The organism is Nocardia sp. NPDC023852 (assembly GCF_040639505.1).
In the GTDB taxonomy this organism is placed as follows: Bacteria; Actinomycetota; Actinomycetes; order Mycobacteriales; family Mycobacteriaceae; genus Nocardia.
Window position 1 is genome coordinate 99,520 of sequence record NZ_JBFAAB010000012.1, and the last position, 20,291, is coordinate 119,810.

The following is a 20,291-nucleotide window of genomic DNA, read 5'->3' on the forward strand; positions in this document are numbered from 1 at the left end:
GCGCCGTGCAACATACTCGCGCCGTGCCATGTCTCTTCGGGCCGGCGGGTGCGAGGGCGTAGGCTGGTCGCTCCGACCGACGGTGCGACTTCTGGGAGCGGTGCATGAGCAAGAGTGAGGGGACTCCTCCCGCTACGACGAGGACCGGGACGATCAGCGTGCAGGTGCCCGCGGAGTCGGAGCAGTTGGCGATGTTGCGTGCCTTGGCCGAAACTGTCACGCTCATGGCCGATTTCGGCATCGACGAGGTGACCGATATCCGACTGGCCCTGGACGAGGTCGCCAGCGCGCTGGTGCTGGACGCGGTGGAGGGGTCGGTGATCGACTGTGCGTTCTCCTTCGACGACGAAGCGGTGCAGGTGCGAGTCGCCTCGGTCGCGGTGTCGGACTCCAGCCCGGATGAGTCCAGCTTCGGCTGGCACATCGTGGCGACGCTGACCGACTCGGTCGCCACGTCGCAGGATGCTTACGACGCCGCAATAGGCGGCTACCCGACTGTCGTCGACTTCCGTTGGGTCCGCGGCGGCTCGAATGAGTAACGAGCCGATTCCCGGTGCTTCCAGGCGGAAGTCGGGTAGGGGCGACAGCTACGACAACATCGAACCGCTGTTCGCGGAGCTGGCCGCGCTGGCCGTGGACGATCCGCGCCGGGAGAGCGTGCGCGCGGAACTGATCGGCCGGTGTCTGCCGCTGGCCGAGCACATCGCACGAAAGTTCAGTGGTCGCGGGGAGAACTTCGAGGATCTGCTGCAGATCGCGAGGGTGGGCATGCTCGCCGCGGTCGACCGGTTCGATCCTCAGCACGGCTCCACATTTCTGTCGTTCGCGGTGCCGACGATCATGGGCGAGGTCCGGCGGCATTTCCGCGACTACGCGTGGTCGGTGCGAGTTCCTCGGCGGCTCAAGGAAATCCAGTCCACGATCGGTCCCACGGTCGAGACTCTGTCGCAGCGGCTCGGCCGCATGCCTCGGGCGCGGGAGATCGCCGAGGAACTGGACGCCGACCTGAACGAGGTGACCCAGGCGCTGATCGCCCGCAACGCCTATCAAACCTCCTCGATCGACGCCGCGTCCGATACCGACGAGGCGGAGTCGGGCGGCTTCTCCCTGCTGGATACCCTCGGCGCCGAGGACCCGGACTTCGGCACCGTTGAGAACTACCTGGCGGTGAAACCGCTGCTCGCCGCGTTGCCGGAACGCGAGAAACAGGTGCTCGTGATGCGCTTCTTCGATTCCATGTCCCAGGAGCAGATCGCCCAGCGGATCGGTTGTTCGCAGATGCAGGTGTCGCGCATTTTATCCAAGACGTTGAAATCATTGCGCGAGCAGGCTTTACGAGACTGACGCACAAGCCGGTTCGGCCGGGTTGCGCGAGCCTCGTGCTCGCGCTGCCCCGGTAGTGGGTTGTGGACATCTGGTACAGCCGGATCGTGGGCCGTAGCGATTCATCGGCCTCGGGTCGGTCGCGGTTCGGCTCCGGCGTGGATGGTTTCTCGGTCGACATCGCGTGCACACGGGTGTCAGCAGGCGAGTCCTCGATTGCTTGATATTTCAGAAGCTGAGAGGGTTGCCAGGTGAATGCTTGGGATCGGTACGCGTCGCTGGTGACCGCCCGCAAGTCCTGGGTGCTGTTGCTGGTGGTCGTCGCCGCGTCGCTGGGGCTGATCGGCGCCGTGGGGAAGAACGAAGCAGCCGGGCAGGCGCCCGTGTCGCTGCCGCCGTCGGCGCAGTCCGCGCGGGTCGAGCAGGCGCTGGCCGAGTTTCCGGATGGAGGCTCCTACGCCGCGATCGTGGTCGCCACCCGAGCCGACAACGGCGAGCTGACCGATGACGACCGCGCCGCCACGGCCTCGGCCACGGCCCGCGCCGCCGGGCAGCCGTCCACGGGGCCGATCATCACCTCACCGGATCGGAAAGCGGCGATCGGTCAGGTGCCGGTGTCTGCCGAGCTGACCGGATTCGCCCTGACCGACCGCGTCGAGGACATTCGGGCTGTGGCGGCGGACGGGCTGCCCGACGGGCTGACCCTGCAGGTCACCGGCGGTCCCGCGTTCGGCGCCGATATCGCGGATTCGTTCTCCGGCGCCAACGTCCTCCTGCTCGTGGCGACCGCCGTCGTGGTCGCGGTGCTGCTGATCGCGACCTATCGTTCTCCAGTTCTGTGGCTGGTGCCGCTGGCCGTGGTCGGCGCGGCCGACCGGGTGGCCACCGGCGTCGGAACCGGCTTGGCCGACCTCACCGGGCTGACCTTCGACGGCTCGACCTCCGGCATCACGAGCGTGCTGGTGTTCGGCGCGGGAACCAACTACGCGCTGCTGCTGGTGTCGCGCTATCGCGATGAGCTGCACCGGGAATCGGATCACCGTGCGGCGTTGCGGCAGGCGGTGCGCCGGGCCGGACCCGCGATCCTGGCGAGCAACGTGACGGTGGTCGCGGCTCTGCTCGTACTGCTGCTCGCCGCACTGCCCAGCACGCGCAGTCTCGGCACTATGGCCTCGGCCGGCCTGCTCGTGGCCGTCGTGTTCGTCCTGCTCGTCCTGCCCCCTGTGCTCGCGCTGTGCGGGCGGAATGTGTTCTGGCCGCTCGTGCCACACGCGGACGACCGCGACACCATGAACGAGGGGATCTGGCACACGGTCGCCGCTGGTGTGGTGCGTAGGCCCGCGGTGGTCGCCGCGTGTGCGATGGCGGTGCTGGCCGGGTGTGCGGCAGGTTTGCTGACCGTGCGGGTCGGGCTTCCGCAGATCGAACAGTTCCGCGTCCGCGCCGAGTCCGTGGCGGGTTTCGACACGTTCGCGCAGCATTTCCCGCCCGGCGCGTCCGATCCGGCCATCGTGCTCGCCAGGAGCGGCTCGGCCACGGGTATCGAGGAAGCCCTCCGACGAACCGAGGGCGTGGTAGAAACGTGGCGGACAGGTACCTCGCCGACCGGGCTGGCCCGGTGGGCGGTCGTGATCGATGCGCCACCGGCCTCCGCGCGAGCGTTCGACACGACTGAAGCGCTGCGCGCCGCGGTCGATCAGGTGCCGGGGGCCGACGCGCTCGTAGGCGGCGCCGACGCGCAGGCGCTGGACATCCAATCCGCCGCGAGCCGGGACCGTGTGGTGATAATTCCATTGGTCCTCGTCGTGGTGCTGCTGGTGCTGCTGGTGCTGTTGCGTGCGGTGCCCGGCTCGGTGCTGCTGGTCGCGGTCACCGTGTTCAGTGCGCTCGCCGCGCTCGGTCTCGGCAGCTGGATCAGCGAGTACGTGTTCGGATTTTCCGCGCTGGACATCAGCGTTCCGCTCTTCGCGTTCCTGTTCCTGGTCGCACTCGGCGTCGACTACACGATCTTCCTGGTCACCAGGGCCCGCGAGGAGACCTTGCGGCACGGCACCACCCAGGGCATGGTCCGCGCGGTGTCGGCGACCGGCGCGGTGATCACCAGCGCAGGTATCGTGCTGGCCGCGGTCTTCTGTGTGCTCGGTGTGCTGCCGCTGATCACGCTAACCCAGATCGGCATCGTGGTCGGCCTCGGCATTTTGCTCGACACGTTCGTCGTCCGCACCGTGGTCATCCCGGCGCTGTTCAGCCTCATCGGTCGGGGAATCTGGTGGCCGAGCGTCCTGTGGCGCGTCGAGGAGGACAGCTGACCAACGCTCGGCCGGGAACCAGCCGGGGGTCGCGGTGCACAGGTCGGGTGGATCGACGTGACCAGCACGGCTCGGCAACGCGAAACCAGCGGGATCCGGCGCTGTTGTGGGTTGCGTATTGTCGATGCGGGCGGTGCTTCTCGCGCTCACAACGAACCGATGACGAGAAACGGGGAGGAAATGGCCGGTGGGGGAGGGTGTCGACGGTGGGTGCTGATCGGCGGCGCGGTGGTACCGGCCCTTCTGGTTATCGGGTCGAACCTGCGGTTGTGGCGGCTGTCGTCCGGGCATCGATTCGCCGCCCAGGAGGCGCCGAGCGCTCCCGTGGTGATCGTGCCCGGAGCGAAGGTCGCCCCGGATGGTTCGCCGATGGCGTATCTGCGTGGGCGGCTGGACGCCGCGATCGAGCTGGTGCGCGCGGGCCGGGCCGTGGAGATCCTGGTGTCCGGAGCGGCGTCGGGGGCCTCGGGCGATGAAATCGACTCGATGACAAGCTATCTGGTGAAACGCGGCGTCGACCTCGCTCTCATCCGCGCTGATGGAGCAGGACTGTCGACGTGGGCGACTTGCCTGCGAGCGAAACAACTGTTCGGTATCGATCGCGCGCTCATCGTCACCCAGCGGCGACACCTCCCGCGCGCGGTGGCGCTGTGTCGGGCGGCGGGTATCGACGCCGACGGAGTGGTGGCCCCCTGCGAAGCGCGTAGGGTGACGAAGTTCCGCAACACTATTCGCGAGTGGTTCGCCGCGCCGAAAGCCGTTTTGCGTAACTGAAGCGGATGACCGCGGCGTGCGGCCATCCGCTCGGTCTGGCAGCCGTGCGCGATCAGCGGCGGAAGGCGTCCTTGACCTTCTCGCCCGCGTCCTTGACGTCGGACTTCGTCTGATCGGCGCGGCCCTCGTTCTTCTTGCTCTGGTCGTCGGTCGTCTCGCCGACCTTTTCCTTGGCCTTGCCCGCGAGATTCTGGGCCTTGTTCTTCGCCTTGTCGACTGTGCCCATGTCACAACCTCCTTCGTGCGGTGATCGGCTTGCCCTATCCAGCCGGTCTCCTGGGCCATAACCCGTCACAGCGAGGCCAAACATGCGGTGTGGTCACAGCAACCAGGAAGACCCGGCCGACACCGGGTCTTCCTGGTTGAATCGTGGGCCTATGAAATTGATCCAGGGGGTATCGACTCCGCCGTATCTGTGTCCTGACCGGAGTCTTGCCGGGAAGTCGGGTTATGAGGCCGGAATCGTGGGCGGCATGAGAAGGCCTTCGGCGACGCCGACCGCCGCACCGACCGCCGCGCCGATAGCGATGGCAGGGGAGGCAACGAACGCGTAGCCGACGGCAGCGCCGAAAATGGTGGTGGCCACCGTCCCGGTCGGGAACATCGGTATGCCGGCGATGGCGCCGCAGACCGCGCCGATACCCGCTCCGATCGAGGCGACCGGGGCAGCCACGATGCTGCCTACCGACGCGCCGATCGTGGTGGCGCCGAATACGTCGGCGGCGATCCGGTCAGAGCGCGACGGCTCGAAGCCTGCCGAATCCAAGGCCTGCGCCATGCCCGCTTCCGAGCCCGCGATCGCGTCGTTGAATTGCTTGCCCTGTTCGCGACTCAACCATTCCGGCCTGCCGATTATCAGGCTGCCGACGCGCAGGGTGCCCTCGGGGGCTTCGATGAGTGCGACCGGAGGAGCAGGCGCGAGAGGGTTGGGGAAACGCAAGCGCTGGGGATCGACGGGCGCGAGCTTGCCGGGGTCCGGCATCGGCCGGGTGGTGCTCATGTCGTTGCGGCCGGTCGACGCAGGACGTTCCGGAGTTGCCGGAGGTGCTGGAGGTACGTCACCCGGTACGGAGCCGGGGTCGGCGGGGGTGCCGGCGTCCCCCGGCACGGAGCCGGGATCGGCGGCTGGGACCGCGGCGATGGCGGGTACCCGTCCGAAGGGCATCTGGATGGTGATGTCGGGTGATCGTGGATCGGCCGCGGCGGTCGCGGCACCGGACACGGCCACCGAGAGCGGGATCGCCCCCGCGACGACGAGGGAGGCGGCGCGGCGGTAGAAGGGATGAAGAACAGATGTTCCGGGCGTTTTTGTGCCCATGCTTACCTCATTTCGAACCGGGGTTCCTACCTACCTTTCTAGTTCGGATCTGCGGCGTCTTCTGGATGCGAAGATCGCAACGAATTCTTTTCCGGTCGGTCTTTTCGATCGGTCAAGGAATAGGTCCGTATGACGATTCGCATCCCCGAATCCGCACCACATCGCGGTAATGCCGCATTTTGTGGTCTGACGTACCTGTGACAGGCATCAATTACTGGACACGGCTGTGTTTCTTCTGCCTTCTCTTCGGGCCTGAACTCGAAAATACCGGCTCGAAACGGGTGCGCGCCCCGCTGTCCGCATCGGAAGACCCTAACCAGTCGGCGAAGCCCTCGTCTGCCCCTGGAAATTTCCGGACCCTGAGCGGAAGTCCGCTCAGCTGACCGATCGGACTGTGAGCGTGCCCCGGATCGAGCGACCCGGGGCACGGCCTGTCAAGAACCTGCCGCCGCGAAACCGGCTCGAAGGTCGGCGAGGATATCGTCGATACCCTCGATGCCGACGGCGAGTCGCACCAGGCCCGGCGTCACCCCCGCGGCGAGCTGTTCTTCTGGCGTCAGCTGGGAGTGGGTGGTGGAGGCGGGGTGAATCACCAGCGAGCGCACGTCGCCGATGTTGGCCACATGGCTGTGCAGCCGCAGCGCCTCGACGAACCGCTTGCCCGCGTCCACGCCGTCGGCCAGCTCGAAGCCGATCACCGCGCCGGTGCCCTTCGGTGCGAGGCTGCGGCCCCGCTCGTACCACGGCGACGACGGCAGGCCCGCATACGACACCGAGATCACTTCCTCGCGCGTCGCAAGGAACTCCGCCACCGCCTGGGCGTTGCGCACATGACGCTCGATGCGCAGGCTCAGCGTCTCGATGCCCTGGCTGATCAGGAACGCGTTGAACGGCGAGACCGCCGAGCCGAGGTCGCGCAGCAGCTGCACACGTGCTTTGAGCGCATAGGCGGGCGCGCCCAGATCGGCGTAGACCACGCCGTGGTAGCTCGGGTCGGGTGTGGTGAAACCGGGGAATCGCCCGCTCGTCCAGTCGAACGTGCCGCCGTCCACGATGACACCCGCGATGGCTGCGCCGTGCCCGCCGAGATACTTCGTCGCCGAGTGCACGACGATGTCGGCGCCGTGCGCAAGCGGCTGGATGAGGTAAGGGGTGGCGACGGTGTTGTCCACGATCAGCGGAACGCCGTTGTCGTGCGCGACAGCTGCGATCCCCGGAATATCGAGGATGTGGTTCTGCGGGTTGGACACCGTTTCGCCATAGAGTGCCTTGGTGTTCGGGCGGATCGCCGCACGCCACTGGTCGAGGTCGTCCGGGTCCTCGACGAAGCTCACCTCGATGCCCAGCTTGGGCAGCGAGTAGTGGAACAGGTTATAGGTGCCGCCGTAGAGCCGTGGACTGGAGACGATGTGGTCGCCCGCTCCGGCGATGTTGAGGATCGCGAAGGTCTCCGCGGCCTGTCCGGAGGCCAGCAGCAGTGCGGCGACACCGCCTTCGAGTGCGGCGATGCGCTGTTCCACCGCGTCCTGGGTGGGGTTCATGATCCGGGTGTAGATGTTGCCCGGCTCGGCCAGCCCGAACAGCGCGGCGGCGTGCGCGGTGTCGCGGAAGGTGTACGAGGTGGTCTGGTAGATCGGGAGCGCGCGGGCGTTGGTCGCGCCGTCGGGTATCTGTCCGACGTGGATCTGCTTGGTCTCGAAGCTCCAGTTGTCGGACAGGTCGGGTTCGGTCATCGAAAGGTCCTCCTTCGTGTGGGCGATCGGGTCGAAGTCGAGCTCGGCTAGCCGATGATCAGGGTGGTGTCCACCGGAGTGGCTCCGGTGGTGAGATCCAGGACCGGGCAGTGCGCGTCGACGGCCTGCTGGAGTTCGGTGTAGCGCTGCTCGGTCTCGGGTCCGCTGACCCGCACGGTCACGCGCACCACCTGGAACCCCGGGCGGATGGCGTCGTCCAGACCGAAGAACCCGCGCACGTCGAGATCGCCCTCGGCCGTTACCGCCAGATCATCGATCGTGATGCCGAGCCGCTGGGCCCAGAACCGGTAGGTCACCACCTGGCAGGCGATGAGCGAGGCCAGGTAGACCTCGACGGGGTTGGGTGCGGTGTCCGCGCCACCGAGCGCAGGCGGCTCGTCCACACGAATGGTGTGCTTGCCGAGAGTGACCGCGCTACCTACCGTTCCTTCCGGTGTGCCGGAAGCGCGGAAGACCACCAGCGCGTTCGCCAGGTCGTCCGCGACGGCCCGTGCCGTGGCATCGGCGATGTCGTTGAGCGGCGTGCGCCGGATGGTCGTCATATGCACTGACGCTAGGAACGATGCCGCGCGACGGCGATAGTTACACTCCGGCTGAGTCGAACAGTGGTGCGCCGGCCTTTCCCAATGGCCTTGCGCTTATTCGGGAGTGGGTTCGGTTTCGGGCTCCGCCGCAGCGGCGGTTGCCGCGTCGAGCTGCTCGCCGATGTAGCGCACGATGACCGCGACAATGGCCGCGACCGGCACCGCGAGGAAGGCGCCGACGATGCCGTACAGCGAGCCACCCGCGGTGATGGCCAGCAGCACGATAACGGCGTGCAGCCGCATGCTGCGGCTCTGCAATACCGGTTGCAGGACATTGCCTTCCAGCTGCTGCACGGCGACGATGATGCCGAGCACGATCATCGCCGTGACGAACCCATTGCCGACGAGCGCGACGAGCACCGCGAGCGCGCCCGCGACGAACGCGCCGACAATCGGGACGAACCCGCCGAGGAAGGTGATCACCGCGAGGACCAGTGCGAGCGGCACCCCGAGAATCACCAGACCCGCCCCGATCAGCACCGCGTCGATCAGGCTGACCAGCGCCTGGGTGCGGATGAACCCGCCGAGTACCACCCAGATCCGGTTCAGCACCTCTTCCAGGTGCTTGCCGCTGCGACTGCCGGACACGATGTGCAGCCACGGCAGGAAGCGCGGCCCGTCCTTGACGAAGAAGAATGTGAGCACGAGCACGAGGAACAGGGCGACGAGCACCGATGTCGCGGTGCTCACGCCGCTGAACACGCCGGTCGCGATCTGCTCGGAGCTCGACTGCAGCCGGGATACGATCGCGTCGACCGCCGAATCCAGTTGTTCGTCACGGATTTTCAGCGGCGGACCTTGCAGCCAGTCGCGCACCTGGTTGACACCCTCGGTCGACTTGTCCGCGAGTTCGGGTGCTTGGTCGACGACCGAGGGCACGATCAGCGCGATGACCCCGGCCAGCAGCGCGATGAACCCGAGCACCGCGATCGATGCTGCCGCGGCGGGCCGCAGGCCGTGTGTGGTGAGCCAGCGCGTCGGCGGCCACAGCACGGTCGAGACGACGATCGCCAGCGCCACCGGCAGGATCACCACCCACAGCTTGGCGACCAGGAAGCCGAGCACCCAGGCGCCCGCCGCGATCGCGACAACACACAGCGCCCATTTGGCGAGCCACAGGATGCCCGCGCCTATGACGTCGCCCCGATCCCGAGTCGCACGGTCATCCGGTTCCTGGCCCTTGTTCGGTTCGCTCACGGGCCAAGTTTGGCACGAAGTCGCGGGGCCGAATAGGGCTCGGCTCAGGCGGAGGCCGCGCCTGGGCGTGTGTGGCGGGCGATCCGTGTCGCCCCACCGCCGAGCTGTTCTCCACGTGGTTGTCTTCGGCGGCATGCCGCAACAGCACCGGAGCCGAGGACTCGTTCCGCACGCGGTGGCGCGCCGGGCGGGGGTCAGGCAGGTTGAACCGAGCTGTCGACCGCGCGCCGCGGCGAAACAGGGACCAGTCGTGCGGGCTACCGGCCCATGGTGAGTGGGACCGGTCAGTAGGTGACGATCGCGGTCGCGAAGCCGTCCAGCGCGAAGCTCGATTCGGACAGGGTTGCCGTGCTCGGAGCGTCGGTGGTGGCAGCGCCGATCTGAGCCAGATGACCGATGTCCGGGGTGTCACCGGAGATCGCGACCGTGATGGGATCGGCGGTCTTGTTGACCAGCAGAATTTTTCGTTCTCCCGACACGGTGTGGAACCCTTGCGCATGCACTCGGCTGTCGGGCATACCCGGCATTCCCGTAACGGTGGTGACCGACTGGTCTCCCGGCCCGAAGTGCTCGAGCAGCAGCGCCAGCGCCCGGTAGCGGAGGTTGGGGGTTCCGGTCTCCCAGTCGAGCAGCGTGGTGCCGGGAATCATGCCCGGGTAGTCCATGAACTCCGCGATGCCGACCAGGTCGATCCCGATGCCGACGAGCCGTGCCCACAGATACGACTGCACAGCGGCGCTGAGCGCCCAGTACTCATCGGGGATCTCGGGTTCCGGATTCATCACATCGGCGGGAAAGGTACCGAGTTCGTTGATGAACGTGCGGGTGTCCGGCGCGAGGCGGCGGCGGAGGGACTCGATGTAGCGGACCTGCTCGATGAAACCGTCGGCCTGGGCGAAGAAGATGTCGCGCCAGGACGAGTACGGCGCGTTGCCCTCTGCGGAAAAAGGGTTCACGATCTCTGGCGCGGCGTAGAAGTGGTATGAGAACGCGTCGATCGGGATGCCCGCCCGATGGTTCGCGGCGTCGAGGAAGTGCCAGAAGTACTCAGGGTCGTGATGCACGTGGCTCAGCGACAATCCGATGAATTTCATCTCCGGATCGAGTGGGCGCAGGCGTTCGACAATCGCGTCGTACAGTCGGGTGTAGAGCTCCGGGGAGATCCGGTGGCCGAGATCGGGTTCGCAGAGCACCTCCCAGTACGCGAAGCGGTACCGATGGCCAGACTCGTGTCTGCGTCCCAGCTCGTCGGTGAAACCGCCCACGATGTACCAGCTAGCGACCCGATAGAAGTAGTCGGCGATTTCGTTCAGTGTCGGGTCGCGGAGTTCGGTGCCTTGTTCGTAATCCCAATGGATCTCGTTCGGATCCGCGGACACGGCCACGGTTTCCGGCGTGCGGAACATCCAGGCCGGGATGGTCGCGAAGTTCGCGACGATAGGTCGTCCGCCCGCAGCGGCGACGAAATCCTCGACTATGGGGTCGAGGAGGTCGAAGTTCCAGGATGTTTCGGATTCCGTCGGCGGCGTCAGCTCGGCGACCGCGAGGCGCGGATGGGAGAACCACGGCAGAAAACGGACGAGATCGGCGTCGAGAGAGCGCAGCGCGTCGAATGCCTTGTCGTGGATGGGAGAATCGCGGCGCAGCGGCGGCGCCGTCCACAGATGTGTGGTGAGTGTGGTGCGGGAGGCGCCGGTGGTCGTCTTCCAGTCCACCTGGACCGAGCAGGGAAGTGTCTGTGTCATATCGGGTTTACTCCTCACGGAAACGGGGAAAACCGAGCGCCGGCAGGATCGCCTGGTCGACGATCGCAGCCCTGGCCCGTTCGTCGGGCAACTGCCCGCTGTCGATGTGGTGCTTGATGACGAGGGCCTCGCCGATGTCGGTCACGACGGGGGTCAGTAGCTGGGCGTCGAGTTCGCCCAGCGATGCGTAGTGCTCGAGCACGGTGCGCGTGAACCGGCCACCGCGTGAGTCGAACACGGTGCGGTACATGGCTTCTACCAGATCCGGGCGGCGTGCCCGTTCGGCGAGGACCGCCGCGGTCGCCGCTCCCGCCGGGCTGGCGAGCCAGCCGGTCAACTGCGCCAGTGCGCGCAGCAGGTCCGCGCGTAGCTGACCGCCCTCTGGCGATGGCAGTTCCACCGGGTGTGCATGCCGCAGTGCGTCGAGCAGTAGATCCTCGGCGGTGGCCCAATGCCGGTACAGCGAGGTTTTCGCGGTGTCGGCCCGTCGTGCGACACCTTCCATTCCGAGGCGGCCGAGCCCGAATTCGCAGACTTCGGCGATCACGGCGGATCGGCAGGCATCGAGCAGTTCGGCTTTGGTGCGCCGGGCCCTTGGCGTGCGTGGGGAGCTCACAACGGCAATTTAGCAACTAGCTCGTAGCTATGCAAGTGTAGCTACTAGACCGTATCTATATGTCGATACCTGCCAGCGCGACAAACTGTCGGTCGGGTCGGGCGCGGCTATGGTGTGGTGGTCTTCCAGGTCGGCTGGTAGGAGGGTGCATGATCGCGTCACGGATCCGTCAGTGCTGAAGCTTTCCCAGGATCTCGTGTAGTGCCCGCAGGTCCTCGTTCGAGAGGGCGGTGATCGCCGCGGGGGCGGGGTCGGGGGTGGCGAGGGCGGTGTTCAGAACCGTGTGCCCGGCGGATGTGATCGAGACCTGCTTTTGCCTGCGGTTGGCCGGATCGATCTCCCTGGCCACCAATCCCAGCTCCTCCAGGTGATTCACCGTGACGGTGGCGGCGGGGGCATCCATGGCCGCGGCGTGCGCCAGTTCCTTGACTGTCATCGGCCCGGGACGCAGCCGTCGCAAGACGCGAATCCGGCTGAACGGCAAGCCGGTTCGCTCGGTGACGGCGCGCTTCCATTGGTCGCGGGTGTCGATCACCACGTGGGTGAGCAGGGCCCACACCTCGTCGGGTGTCGGGGTGTCAGCCGGCATGGATCGGGACTTTCTGTTCCAAGAGCGGAGCAACGCGGTCGCGTGACCGGTCGGCCCACGAGGTGTTCGAGGCAATGCCGAGTATGGCGATTCCCGCGGCGAGTATGGCGATCACCCACCACAGGCTCGCGCCGGTCAACGCGCCGCACAGCGCGACACCGACGCTCGCGCCCACCTGGCGGCTGGTCGAGGCGACCCCGGCGGCGGCGCCGGCACGATCCGGCGGCATCCCACTGACCGCGGAGGTGGTGATCGGGGCGTTCACCATGCCGAAGCCGATACCGAACACCGCGAACATCCCGGCCAGAGCCCACACCGGGGTGGCGGTGTCGAGCCGGGTGAGCAGGACCGCGGCAAGCGTCATGGCGAACCCGGCGGTGAGCAGAGATGGCCGCGTGCCGTGCCGGCCGACCAGGCGGCCGGACAGCGGCGAGGAGATCAGCATCGCGATCGCCATCGCGAGGTAGAGCAGGCCGGTGTGAACCGCCGAATAGTGCCGCACGTTCTGCAGATACAGCGAACAGGTGAACAGGAACGCGCCGAGGCCGGTGAAGGCGAACACCGCGATCACCGTGGCGGCGGCGAACGGGACACTGCGGAAGAATCGCGGATCGATGAACGGATCCCGGCGCCGGGATCCGTGGCGCAGGAACGCGGCGAACGCGAGCGCGGCGAGCACGAAGATCGCAGGCGCGCGCTCGACCAGCCCGAACACGATGGTGAACAAAAAGGCGATCACCAGCAGTTGGCCGACTGGGTCGATGCCGCGCACTGTCGCCGACCGCGATTCCGGCACGAAGATCGTGGTGAGGATCAGCCCGAGCACGCAGATCGGCAGGTTGATCCAGAACACCGCCTGCCAGCCGAGCGAATCGATCAGCGCGCCGCCGACCGTGGGCCCCAGCGCCATCGAGACGCCGACCACCGCGCCCCATACCCCTACGGCGCGGGCCCGTTCCACCCGGCCGGTGAAGACCTGGGTGATGATGGACATCGCCACCGGGTTGAGCATCGAACCGCCGATGGCCTGGACGAACCTGGCCCCGATCAGCAGCTCGACAGTCGGGGCGAGACTGCACAGAAGTGATCCGATGGCGAAGGTCACCAGCCCGATCCGGAAGACGCGGCGGCGTCCGAACCGGTCCGCCGCGGCACCCGACAGCATGAGCAGGCTCGCGAGCGTGAGCGTGTAGATGTCGATGACCCATTGCAAGCGGGAGAGAGAAGCGTGTAGGTCGTCGCGGATCGTCGGGATGGCGACGTTCACGATTGTCACGTCCATTGACGCGATCAACAGGCTCAGGCAGCAGGTGGCCAGCACGAGCGCTTTGCGCCGGACAGTCAACGACTCGACAGTTGTGTTCACATAACTATTGTGAAGTTGCAATAGTTGCCCGCGCAAGGATGTACGGTGTGGTCCGCGTCGCAGGTGGTCCTCCGATCCGGCGAACTCGAAGTCGGTGGGCCGGGCCGGGGGCTGTCCTAGGCTGAGGCTGATCGCGGTAGCGATTTCGATTCGGCTTGGGAGTTTCGGTGGGCGCTGCATTGGTGAAAGGGCAGAACGGGGCGCTGGAGGTGGATCGGGTGCTGGTTTCGGTGCTGACCGAGACCGCGGTCGACCTGTCGGCGCTGCTGGTGACCGAAGCCGGGCAGGTGCGATCGGACGCGGACTTCGTGTTCTTCAACCAGCCGAGTGCGCCCGGAGTGTCGCTGCGACCGGGAACGCCCAGCACGCTCGAGGTTTCGCTCACCGAACTGCCTGAGGGCATCGCACAGGTGCGCGCGGTGCTCACCCTCGACGATCCGACGGCGACCTTCGGCCGGTTCGAGGCGGCGGTGGCGACGGTGGCCGACGCGGCGGGGACGGTGTTGTACGAGTATCGAATCGAGGGGCTCGACAGCGAATCGGTGGTGATCGCGCTGGAGCTGTATCGGCGGAACGCACAATGGAAAGTGCGGGCGGTTGGTCAAGGCTACGCAGGGGGATTCGCCGCACTCGTCACCGATCACGGTGTGACGGTGGACGAGCCCGCAGATCGGGCCCCTTCGGCGCCGCCGCAATCGGGAGCGACGTCCCGATTCGCTCGCTCAGTCGAGGTTTTCACCGTGCCGGGTGAAGCGAAGCTCTCCTTGGAGAAGCGCGCGAAGCTGGATCTGCGCAAGCGGGAAGTGGCGAAAGTCCTGATCGACAAGGACGCCTTCGGGATTCGCGCCCGTGTCGTGCTGGTCATCGACAAGACCGGCAGCATGAACCGGCAGTACCGCGACCAGGTGGTGCATCGCGTCGTGCAGCGGATGATTCCGGTCGCCACTCAGCTCGATGACGACGGCACCCTGGAGGCATATCTCTATGCCCGCTTCTTCGTGAAGCTGCCCGATATCGAGGTGGAACACGGCGACGAATGGGCCCAGACCTTCCTGCACCTCAGTGGTACCCACGCCGACATCGACTACGACCGGATCGGCGGCCGCAACGACGAACTGCCGATCATGCGTGACATCATCGACTCCCTGCCTCCCGGTGACCGCCCCACCCTCGTACTGTTCTTCACCGACGGCGGTTTCGCCAACAAGCGCGAGATCGCCGCCCTGATGCGGGAAGCGTCACGGCTGCCCGTCTTCTGGCAGTTCATCGGCCTCGGCATGGCCAACTACGGCCTGCTGCGTTCGCTGGACGAGATGGCGGACCGGGTGGTGGACAACGCGGGATTCTTCGCCCTCGACGACATCGATCAGATCGATGACGCGCGGCTGTACGCGCGGTTGCTCGGTGAGTTCCCGGACTGGCTACGTGCTGCGCGGGTCGCGGGCATCCTGCGCTGAAACCGTTCGGCTCGCACACCTCGGACACCTCGGACACCTCGGACACCTCGGACACCTGGCGTGCGTGGGACATTCGCGGCGAATCGTGACGCCATGTCCCACTCGACGCCATCAGCTGTTATGGCAAGAAGCTATGACAGCTCTGCTTAGTGCTGTGTTGGTTCGGGGTCAGCCGATGACGGCGTTCATGATGGTGCCCGCGCTGGTGGCGATGACGCCGCCGATCATGGCGCCCGCCACCATCTTCGGCGACTCGAGGCCGCCTCCGGTCCACTTCTCCCAGGCGAAGCGGCCGCCCGCGTAGATGATGCCGCAGACGCCCGACAGGAGAACGAACCACGTCAGGTAGCGGACCAGTTGAAGGAACTTGTCTGAAATCGGCGGAGCCTCGGGGGTGGGGTTGCCGATCTGCGCCAGGGTGTCGTAAGCGGCGGCCAGGATCATCGTCGTTCGCTCATTCCGGATTCGGGACAAGGGCAGTGCTTCGCTGTGAAGATCGTATCCGTTTGTCTGCCGTGATGTCGGCGGGTCGGTGTGGCGCAGGGGAGTTCGTGCATTCTACGGCCTTGCCGAGTCGGTCGAAGCTCTGGAAGATGGGTGGGGCACGGTGATCGAGAACGCGGTTGTCGTGCGTCGCCGGACTCGCCGGCGATTGCCATGACCACTGGGGCGCGATTCGGATTCTCGAGCCCCGCACCAGGTTTCGCGGTCGGCACCGTGCCTGCTCGGCGGAACCCGCACAGGTGGCGCGGTCGGGCCCGTATTCTCATTCACGATCGAATTCCTCAATGGTCGAACAGCTTTCGTGTGGCAGCTCGGCGACGGCAAGGTTGTACTGAAGCATAGGGAGTAGACGGTGAGCATCATTCTGGCGTCGGTCGGCGAATCGATCACAACACTGGCGCAGATCGGCAATCCGACCCCGGAGGCGCCTCCTCTGTCGGACAAGTTGTTGAAGTTCGTCCGGTATCTGACTTGGTTCGCGCTGCTGTCCGGCATCGTCAGCATCATCTACGCGGGCGGCCGCTTCGCCTGGGAGAAGTGGACCGGGGGCGCATTGCAGTCGCCGAAGATGATCGCGGGAGCCATGCTCGGTGGTGTTGTCGCCACCAGCGCGGGCACGATCATGAACACCATTCTGGAGATCTGACCGCGCAGACCGCTCGGCGAGCCTCTGGTCCGGGTCCGGACTGTCGTCGGCGGCATGGAGTACAACGCGGTGGCTGCCGATAGCAGCGACAGGTCTTGCATCGTGCGCAGTTCGCCGACGCCGCGTCAACACCTACGCGCAGAGTTACGGTCACCGACGTCCGCGCGGTGGCGCGGCTGTCGCGCGGGCAGTTCTGCCTCGACGCCGTGGTCACCGATCCGCGCCGGACCGAACTGGCATAGGAATCGGTCGACGGCGAATGCGACCTGAAGAGGCGCCACGGTCGCACGTACGCCGGGCTGGTTGCGTGAAAAGCTCGCCGTGCGGTCGTCTATGCGCGCCTGGCGGGCGCCGGATAGCGTTCCTCGGCGCGCTCGCCGTTCCTTCGTCTCGGTGGAGCCTGGACGCACCGCGGCCGCCGGCCACCGACCTGGCCGACGCTCCCGGGCTGCTCGGGATTGTTGCGCCTCAGGGGCGCTGACCAGCGATTTTCGCGGTGAGGGATGGCTATACTCCAGGACGGATCTCGCGCGGTGCCCGATAGGATCGGAGGCGGAGCAGGATCATGGACGATAGCACCGGGAATAGGCTGCCCGTGGTCTCGCGGCGCGGCGTGCTCGGCATGGCCGTGTCGTCGATGGCCGCGCTCGGCGTGGCGGCGTGTGGCGGATCGGATGAGGACGGCTCGACCGTCCCCACCATGCCCGGCGAGGCCGCGAAGATCGCCAAGGACGCATACATTTTCGGCTTTCCGCTGGTGCTGATGGACTTCACCCGCGCTGCGAACGAGGCGACCACACCCGCTAACCGGTTCCGGCACGCCGCGACATTGCCCACCGCCGCGGAGCGAGATCTGGTGCGAATGAATCTGGACACCCTGTACTCGACCGCCTGGCTCGATCTGACGGCCGAGCCGATGGTGCTGCAGGTTCCCGCGATGGACGGCCGGCGGTACTGGCTGGTGCAACTGCTCGACGCGTGGACGAACACAGTGCACAACCCGAGTAGCGCTCGTCCGCGAGCCAAGTCGGCCGCGCCGCCGTACACCTACGTGGTGACCGGTCCCGGTTGGTCGGGTGCGCTGCCGAGCGGTCTCACCCCGATGCCGATGCCGACGCCGACGGTATGGCTGATCGGCCGGATTCAGGTCAACGGCAACGACGACCTTCCCAGCGTTCGCGCGCTGCAGCAGGAGCTGAAGCTGGTTCCGCTGAGCGCATGGATCGCGGGAACGGATCCGCCCGCCGCGGCGCCCAGTGGGCCGGCGGAGGCGCAGTCCCCGCCTGCTCAGGTCGCGGAGCTGGACCCGCGGGCCTTCTTCGACCGGATGTGCGCGGTGATGTCGATCAATCCACCGGCGCCCGACGACGCGCCTGCGATGCGCCGCTTCGCGACCATAGGCATCCGGCCGGGCGGCAAGGTCGAGGGTTTGTCCGACGTCGAGCTCGCGGCTGCCGTCGACACCGCCCGGCAGCAGATTCCTGTGGTTCTGGGTGCGCAGACGGCCAACGTGAACGGCTGGGTCTACGACCACGGCGTCGGCAGGTACGGCACCAACTACCCGCTGCGCGCCGTGATGGCCTGGGTGGGTCTCGGCATCGGCCTGCCAGAGGACGCCATCTATCCGACCCTGTTCACCACCGCGGACGCGCACGGCAGCGCGGGCCGCTTCCGGCTGCACTTCGCGCCGGGCCAGCTGCCGCCTGTCGACGCCTTCTGGTCGCTGACCGCCTACGACGCCGACAACTATTTGGTGCCCAACCCGGCGGGGATATACGCGGTCGGCCACCTGGTCCCGGTCGTGCTCAATGCAGATGGCTCCCTGGACCTCACGCTCCAGTACGCCGACCCCGGACCGAGCGTCCCCACCGGAAACTGGCTGCCCATCCCGCAATCGGGCCAGTTCTCGCTGACCCTGCGCCTGTACGTGCCGAAAGCAGAGGCGTTGCAGGGGCGCTGGCTGCCCCCGCCGCTCACGCCACTGCTCTGATTCAGCCCTCGCCTGCCCAAACGAAGCAGAAAGTAAACGGGCTTTACTAAACACTGTTCACTCAAGCTTGTTCTGTGGTTCCATCTCCTCTTGGACCGTGTTCCAACACAATGTCGTGAGGTCTGCGCCACGCCCAGACCGGTAGGAGTTAGCCGTGACCACGCCCTCGATCCCCACAGGATTCGACTTCACCGACCCTGACCTGCTCGCCACCCGCCTGCCCATCCAGGAGTTCGCCGAACTGCGCCGCACCGCCCCGGTGTGGTGGTGCGCTCAGTCCGGCCGCGCCAGCGGCTTCGACGACGGCGGGTACTGGGTCGTCTCCAAGCTCGACCACATCAAGGAGATCTCGAAGAAGCCGGAGGTGTTCTCCTCGCAGGAGAACACGGCGATCATCCGGTTCAACGAGGACACCACCCGGGAGCAGATCGACATGCTCGGCGACATGCTGCTGCTGAACCTCGATCCGCCCAAGCACACCAAGACCCGCCGCATCATCTCCAAGGGCTTCACCCCGCGCGCGGTGGAGAGTTTGCGCGCCGCGCTCACCGAACGCGCCGCCAGGATCGTGCACGAGGCCAAGAAGTCCGGCGGTGGCGACTTCGTCGAACAGGTGGCCTGCGAGCTGCCGCTGCAGGCCATCGCCGAGCTGATCGGCATCCCGCAGGAAGACCGGATGAAGATTTTCGACTGGTCCAATCAAATGATCTCCTACGATGATCCGGAGTTCGAGGGCGACCACCACGCCGCCACCGCCGAGGTGATGGGTTACGCGTGGACCATGGCCGAGCAGCGGCGCACGTGCCCGGCCGACGACATCGTCACCCAGCTGGTCAACGCCGACATCGACGGCGAGCATCTCGGCTCGGACGAGTTCGCTTTCTTCGTCATCCTGCTGTCGGTGGCGGGCAACGAGACCACCCGCAACTCGATCACGCATGGCATGAAGGCGTTCGTGGACAACCCGGAGCAGTGGGAGATCTACAAGCAGCAGCGCCCGCGCACCGCACCTGACGAGATCGTCCGCTGGGCGACCCCGGTGACGGCGTTTCAGCGCACCGCGACCCGAGACACTGTGCTCGGCGGCCAGGAGATCGAGAAGGGCCAGCGGATCGGACTGTTCTACAGCTCGGCCAATTTCGACGAGGACGCGTTCGAGAACCCGTTCACCTTCGACGTACTGCGCGACCCGAACCCGCATGTCGGGTTCGGCGGCACCGGCACGCACTACTGTGTCGGCGCCAACCTGGCCCGGCTGCAGATCGACCTGATGTTCAACGCCATCGCCGACGTGATGCCGAACCTGCGGCAGGTCTCCGATCCGGTGCGGCTGCGCTCGGGCTGGCTGAACGGGATCAAGCGCTGGGAAGTCGAATACGCTTGAATCGACTCGTGCATCAGTCCAAACCGCGGGGCCGCTCACCGGTGGTGAGCGACGCCGACATCCGGCGGGTCGCCAGTGCGCTGCTGGTCGGGCGCGGGCCCGCCGCCGTCACCCTGCGCGCGATCGCGCGTGAGCTCGGTGTCACCGCTCCCGCGCTGTATCGGTACTACAAGTCGCTGGACGATCTGCTGGAAAGGCTGCGCCTGGACTTCTGCGCCGATCTGGCCGGGGAGCTGACCGCCGAGATCGCCACGCTGCCCGACGACGGCGCGGTGCAGTTCTTCGCCATCTGCCGTGGTTTTCGGCGCTGGGCGCTGGCGCACACCAGGGAGTTCACCCTCGTGTTCGCCTCGCCGGGCGCCGACCGGGCACAGGCACTGCGCCGGTTCGATGAGCCGTTCGGCCGCATCTTCCTCGGTGCGGCGGGGAGGCTGCTTGCCACCTATGACGTCGTCACTCCGCCCACCGATGTCATTCCGCCGGAACTGCGCGAGGATCTCCTGCATTTCCAAACCGAGCTGCTCGCGGCGCTGTCCGAGTCAGGCCAGAAGTTCCCGGCGGAGAAGCTCGACCTCGGGGTGACCTACCTGATGATCCAGATCTGGGCCAGGCTGTACGGGCACGTCACGCTGGAGGTATTCGGAAACTATCCGATCCCGCTGGCCAATCCGGAGATCCTGTTCGACGCCATGCTGGCCGACCTGGGACGGACGGCGGGCCTGATCGCGGGCTGAG

At 66.7% G+C, this 20,291-nt stretch carries 20 protein-coding genes; 10 read left to right on the forward strand and 10 right to left on the reverse strand.

The genetic code is table 11. The annotated features are described in order from the left end of the window. Window positions 1–104: 104 nt before the first annotated feature. From AB0H00_RS18045 to AB0H00_RS18060, 4 genes are all read left to right on the forward strand, one after another. Complete coding sequence (locus tag AB0H00_RS18045) at window positions 105–539, forward strand: anti-sigma factor (RefSeq protein ID WP_357267412.1); 435 nt, start codon at window positions 105–107, stop codon at window positions 537–539. After that, window positions 532–1,344, forward strand: a complete 813-nt coding sequence (locus AB0H00_RS18050; protein WP_357267415.1) for an RNA polymerase sigma factor SigF — start codon at window positions 532–534, stop codon at window positions 1,342–1,344. Before AB0H00_RS18045 ends, AB0H00_RS18050 begins: the two co-directional genes overlap by 8 nt. A gap of 230 nt (window positions 1,345–1,574) precedes the next feature. Next, window positions 1,575–3,632, forward strand: a complete 2,058-nt coding sequence (locus AB0H00_RS18055; RefSeq protein WP_357267417.1) for an MMPL family transporter — start codon at window positions 1,575–1,577, stop codon at window positions 3,630–3,632. A gap of 159 nt (window positions 3,633–3,791) precedes the next feature. Next, window positions 3,792–4,406: an ElyC/SanA/YdcF family protein gene (locus tag AB0H00_RS18060; RefSeq protein WP_357267420.1), complete on the forward strand. Its 615-nt coding sequence runs from the start codon at window positions 3,792–3,794 to the stop codon at window positions 4,404–4,406. A gap of 52 nt (window positions 4,407–4,458) precedes the next feature. On the opposite strand, the gene AB0H00_RS18065 is transcribed toward AB0H00_RS18060, so the two are convergent. The 9 genes from AB0H00_RS18065 to AB0H00_RS18105 all read right to left on the reverse strand — a co-directional run bounded on the left by AB0H00_RS18065 (window position 4,459) and on the right by AB0H00_RS18105 (window position 13,575). Beyond that, entirely contained in the window at window positions 4,459–4,632 is a 174-nt protein-coding gene (locus AB0H00_RS18065; RefSeq protein WP_357267423.1) for a CsbD family protein, read from the reverse strand. A gap of 222 nt (window positions 4,633–4,854) precedes the next feature. Next, the gene (locus tag AB0H00_RS18070) at window positions 4,855–5,724 is read right to left on the reverse strand and encodes a hypothetical protein (RefSeq protein WP_357267426.1); all 870 of its coding nucleotides are present in this window, start codon (window positions 5,722–5,724) and stop codon (window positions 4,855–4,857) included. A 434-nt stretch (window positions 5,725–6,158) separates the two neighbouring features. Beyond that, a complete protein-coding gene (locus AB0H00_RS18075; protein WP_357267429.1) occupies window positions 6,159–7,457 on the reverse strand; it encodes a bifunctional o-acetylhomoserine/o-acetylserine sulfhydrylase in 1,299 nt (432 codons plus the stop codon). A 47-nt stretch (window positions 7,458–7,504) separates the two neighbouring features. Further along, entirely contained in the window at window positions 7,505–8,020 is a 516-nt protein-coding gene (locus tag AB0H00_RS18080) for an OsmC family protein (RefSeq protein WP_357267432.1), read from the reverse strand. A gap of 96 nt (window positions 8,021–8,116) precedes the next feature. Next, window positions 8,117–9,259: an AI-2E family transporter gene (locus AB0H00_RS18085; protein WP_357267435.1), complete on the reverse strand. Its 1,143-nt coding sequence runs from the start codon at window positions 9,257–9,259 to the stop codon at window positions 8,117–8,119. Window positions 9,260–9,543: 284 nt separating this feature from the next. Then, window positions 9,544–11,004, reverse strand: coding sequence for a hypothetical protein (locus AB0H00_RS18090; protein WP_357267437.1), 1,461 nt, complete (start codon window positions 11,002–11,004; stop codon window positions 9,544–9,546). Between the two features lie 7 nt (window positions 11,005–11,011). After that, the gene (locus AB0H00_RS18095) at window positions 11,012–11,620 is read right to left on the reverse strand and encodes a TetR/AcrR family transcriptional regulator C-terminal ligand-binding domain-containing protein (RefSeq protein ID WP_357267440.1); all 609 of its coding nucleotides are present in this window, start codon (window positions 11,618–11,620) and stop codon (window positions 11,012–11,014) included. Window positions 11,621–11,789: 169 nt separating this feature from the next. Further along, window positions 11,790–12,209, reverse strand: coding sequence for a MarR family transcriptional regulator (locus tag AB0H00_RS18100; RefSeq protein ID WP_357267443.1), 420 nt, complete (start codon window positions 12,207–12,209; stop codon window positions 11,790–11,792). Then, entirely contained in the window at window positions 12,199–13,575 is a 1,377-nt protein-coding gene (locus AB0H00_RS18105) for an MFS transporter (protein ID WP_357267445.1), read from the reverse strand. The genes AB0H00_RS18100 and AB0H00_RS18105 overlap by 11 nt, the downstream gene beginning before the upstream one ends. A 167-nt stretch (window positions 13,576–13,742) precedes the next feature. Between AB0H00_RS18105 and AB0H00_RS18110 the strand changes: the two genes are divergently transcribed. Next, on the forward strand, window positions 13,743–15,032 hold the full coding sequence (locus AB0H00_RS18110; RefSeq protein ID WP_357267448.1) for a VWA domain-containing protein: 1,290 nt from the start codon (window positions 13,743–13,745) through the stop codon (window positions 15,030–15,032). Window positions 15,033–15,200: 168 nt separating this feature from the next. Here AB0H00_RS18110 and AB0H00_RS18115 read toward each other — a convergent pair whose 3' ends face one another. Then, window positions 15,201–15,476, reverse strand: coding sequence for a hypothetical protein (locus AB0H00_RS18115; RefSeq protein WP_195033234.1), 276 nt, complete (start codon window positions 15,474–15,476; stop codon window positions 15,201–15,203). Window positions 15,477–15,888: 412 nt separating this feature from the next. Between AB0H00_RS18115 and AB0H00_RS18120 the strand changes: the two genes are divergently transcribed. From AB0H00_RS18120 to AB0H00_RS18140, 5 genes are all read left to right on the forward strand, one after another. Next, window positions 15,889–16,182, forward strand: coding sequence for a hypothetical protein (locus AB0H00_RS18120; RefSeq protein ID WP_357267451.1), 294 nt, complete (start codon window positions 15,889–15,891; stop codon window positions 16,180–16,182). A gap of 95 nt (window positions 16,183–16,277) precedes the next feature. After that, window positions 16,278–16,424: a hypothetical protein gene (locus AB0H00_RS18125; protein WP_357267454.1), complete on the forward strand. Its 147-nt coding sequence runs from the start codon at window positions 16,278–16,280 to the stop codon at window positions 16,422–16,424. Between the two features lie 323 nt (window positions 16,425–16,747). Beyond that, window positions 16,748–18,172 (forward strand): DUF1254 domain-containing protein, encoded by a 1,425-nt coding sequence (locus tag AB0H00_RS18130; protein ID WP_357267457.1) that lies wholly within the window; start codon window positions 16,748–16,750, stop codon window positions 18,170–18,172. 154 nt (window positions 18,173–18,326) lie between these two features. Beyond that, entirely contained in the window at window positions 18,327–19,556 is a 1,230-nt protein-coding gene (locus tag AB0H00_RS18135; protein ID WP_357267460.1) for a cytochrome P450, read from the forward strand. An 8-nt stretch (window positions 19,557–19,564) separates the two neighbouring features. Next, window positions 19,565–20,290, forward strand: coding sequence for a TetR/AcrR family transcriptional regulator (locus tag AB0H00_RS18140; protein ID WP_357267463.1), 726 nt, complete (start codon window positions 19,565–19,567; stop codon window positions 20,288–20,290). Window position 20,291: the final 1 nt, after the last annotated feature.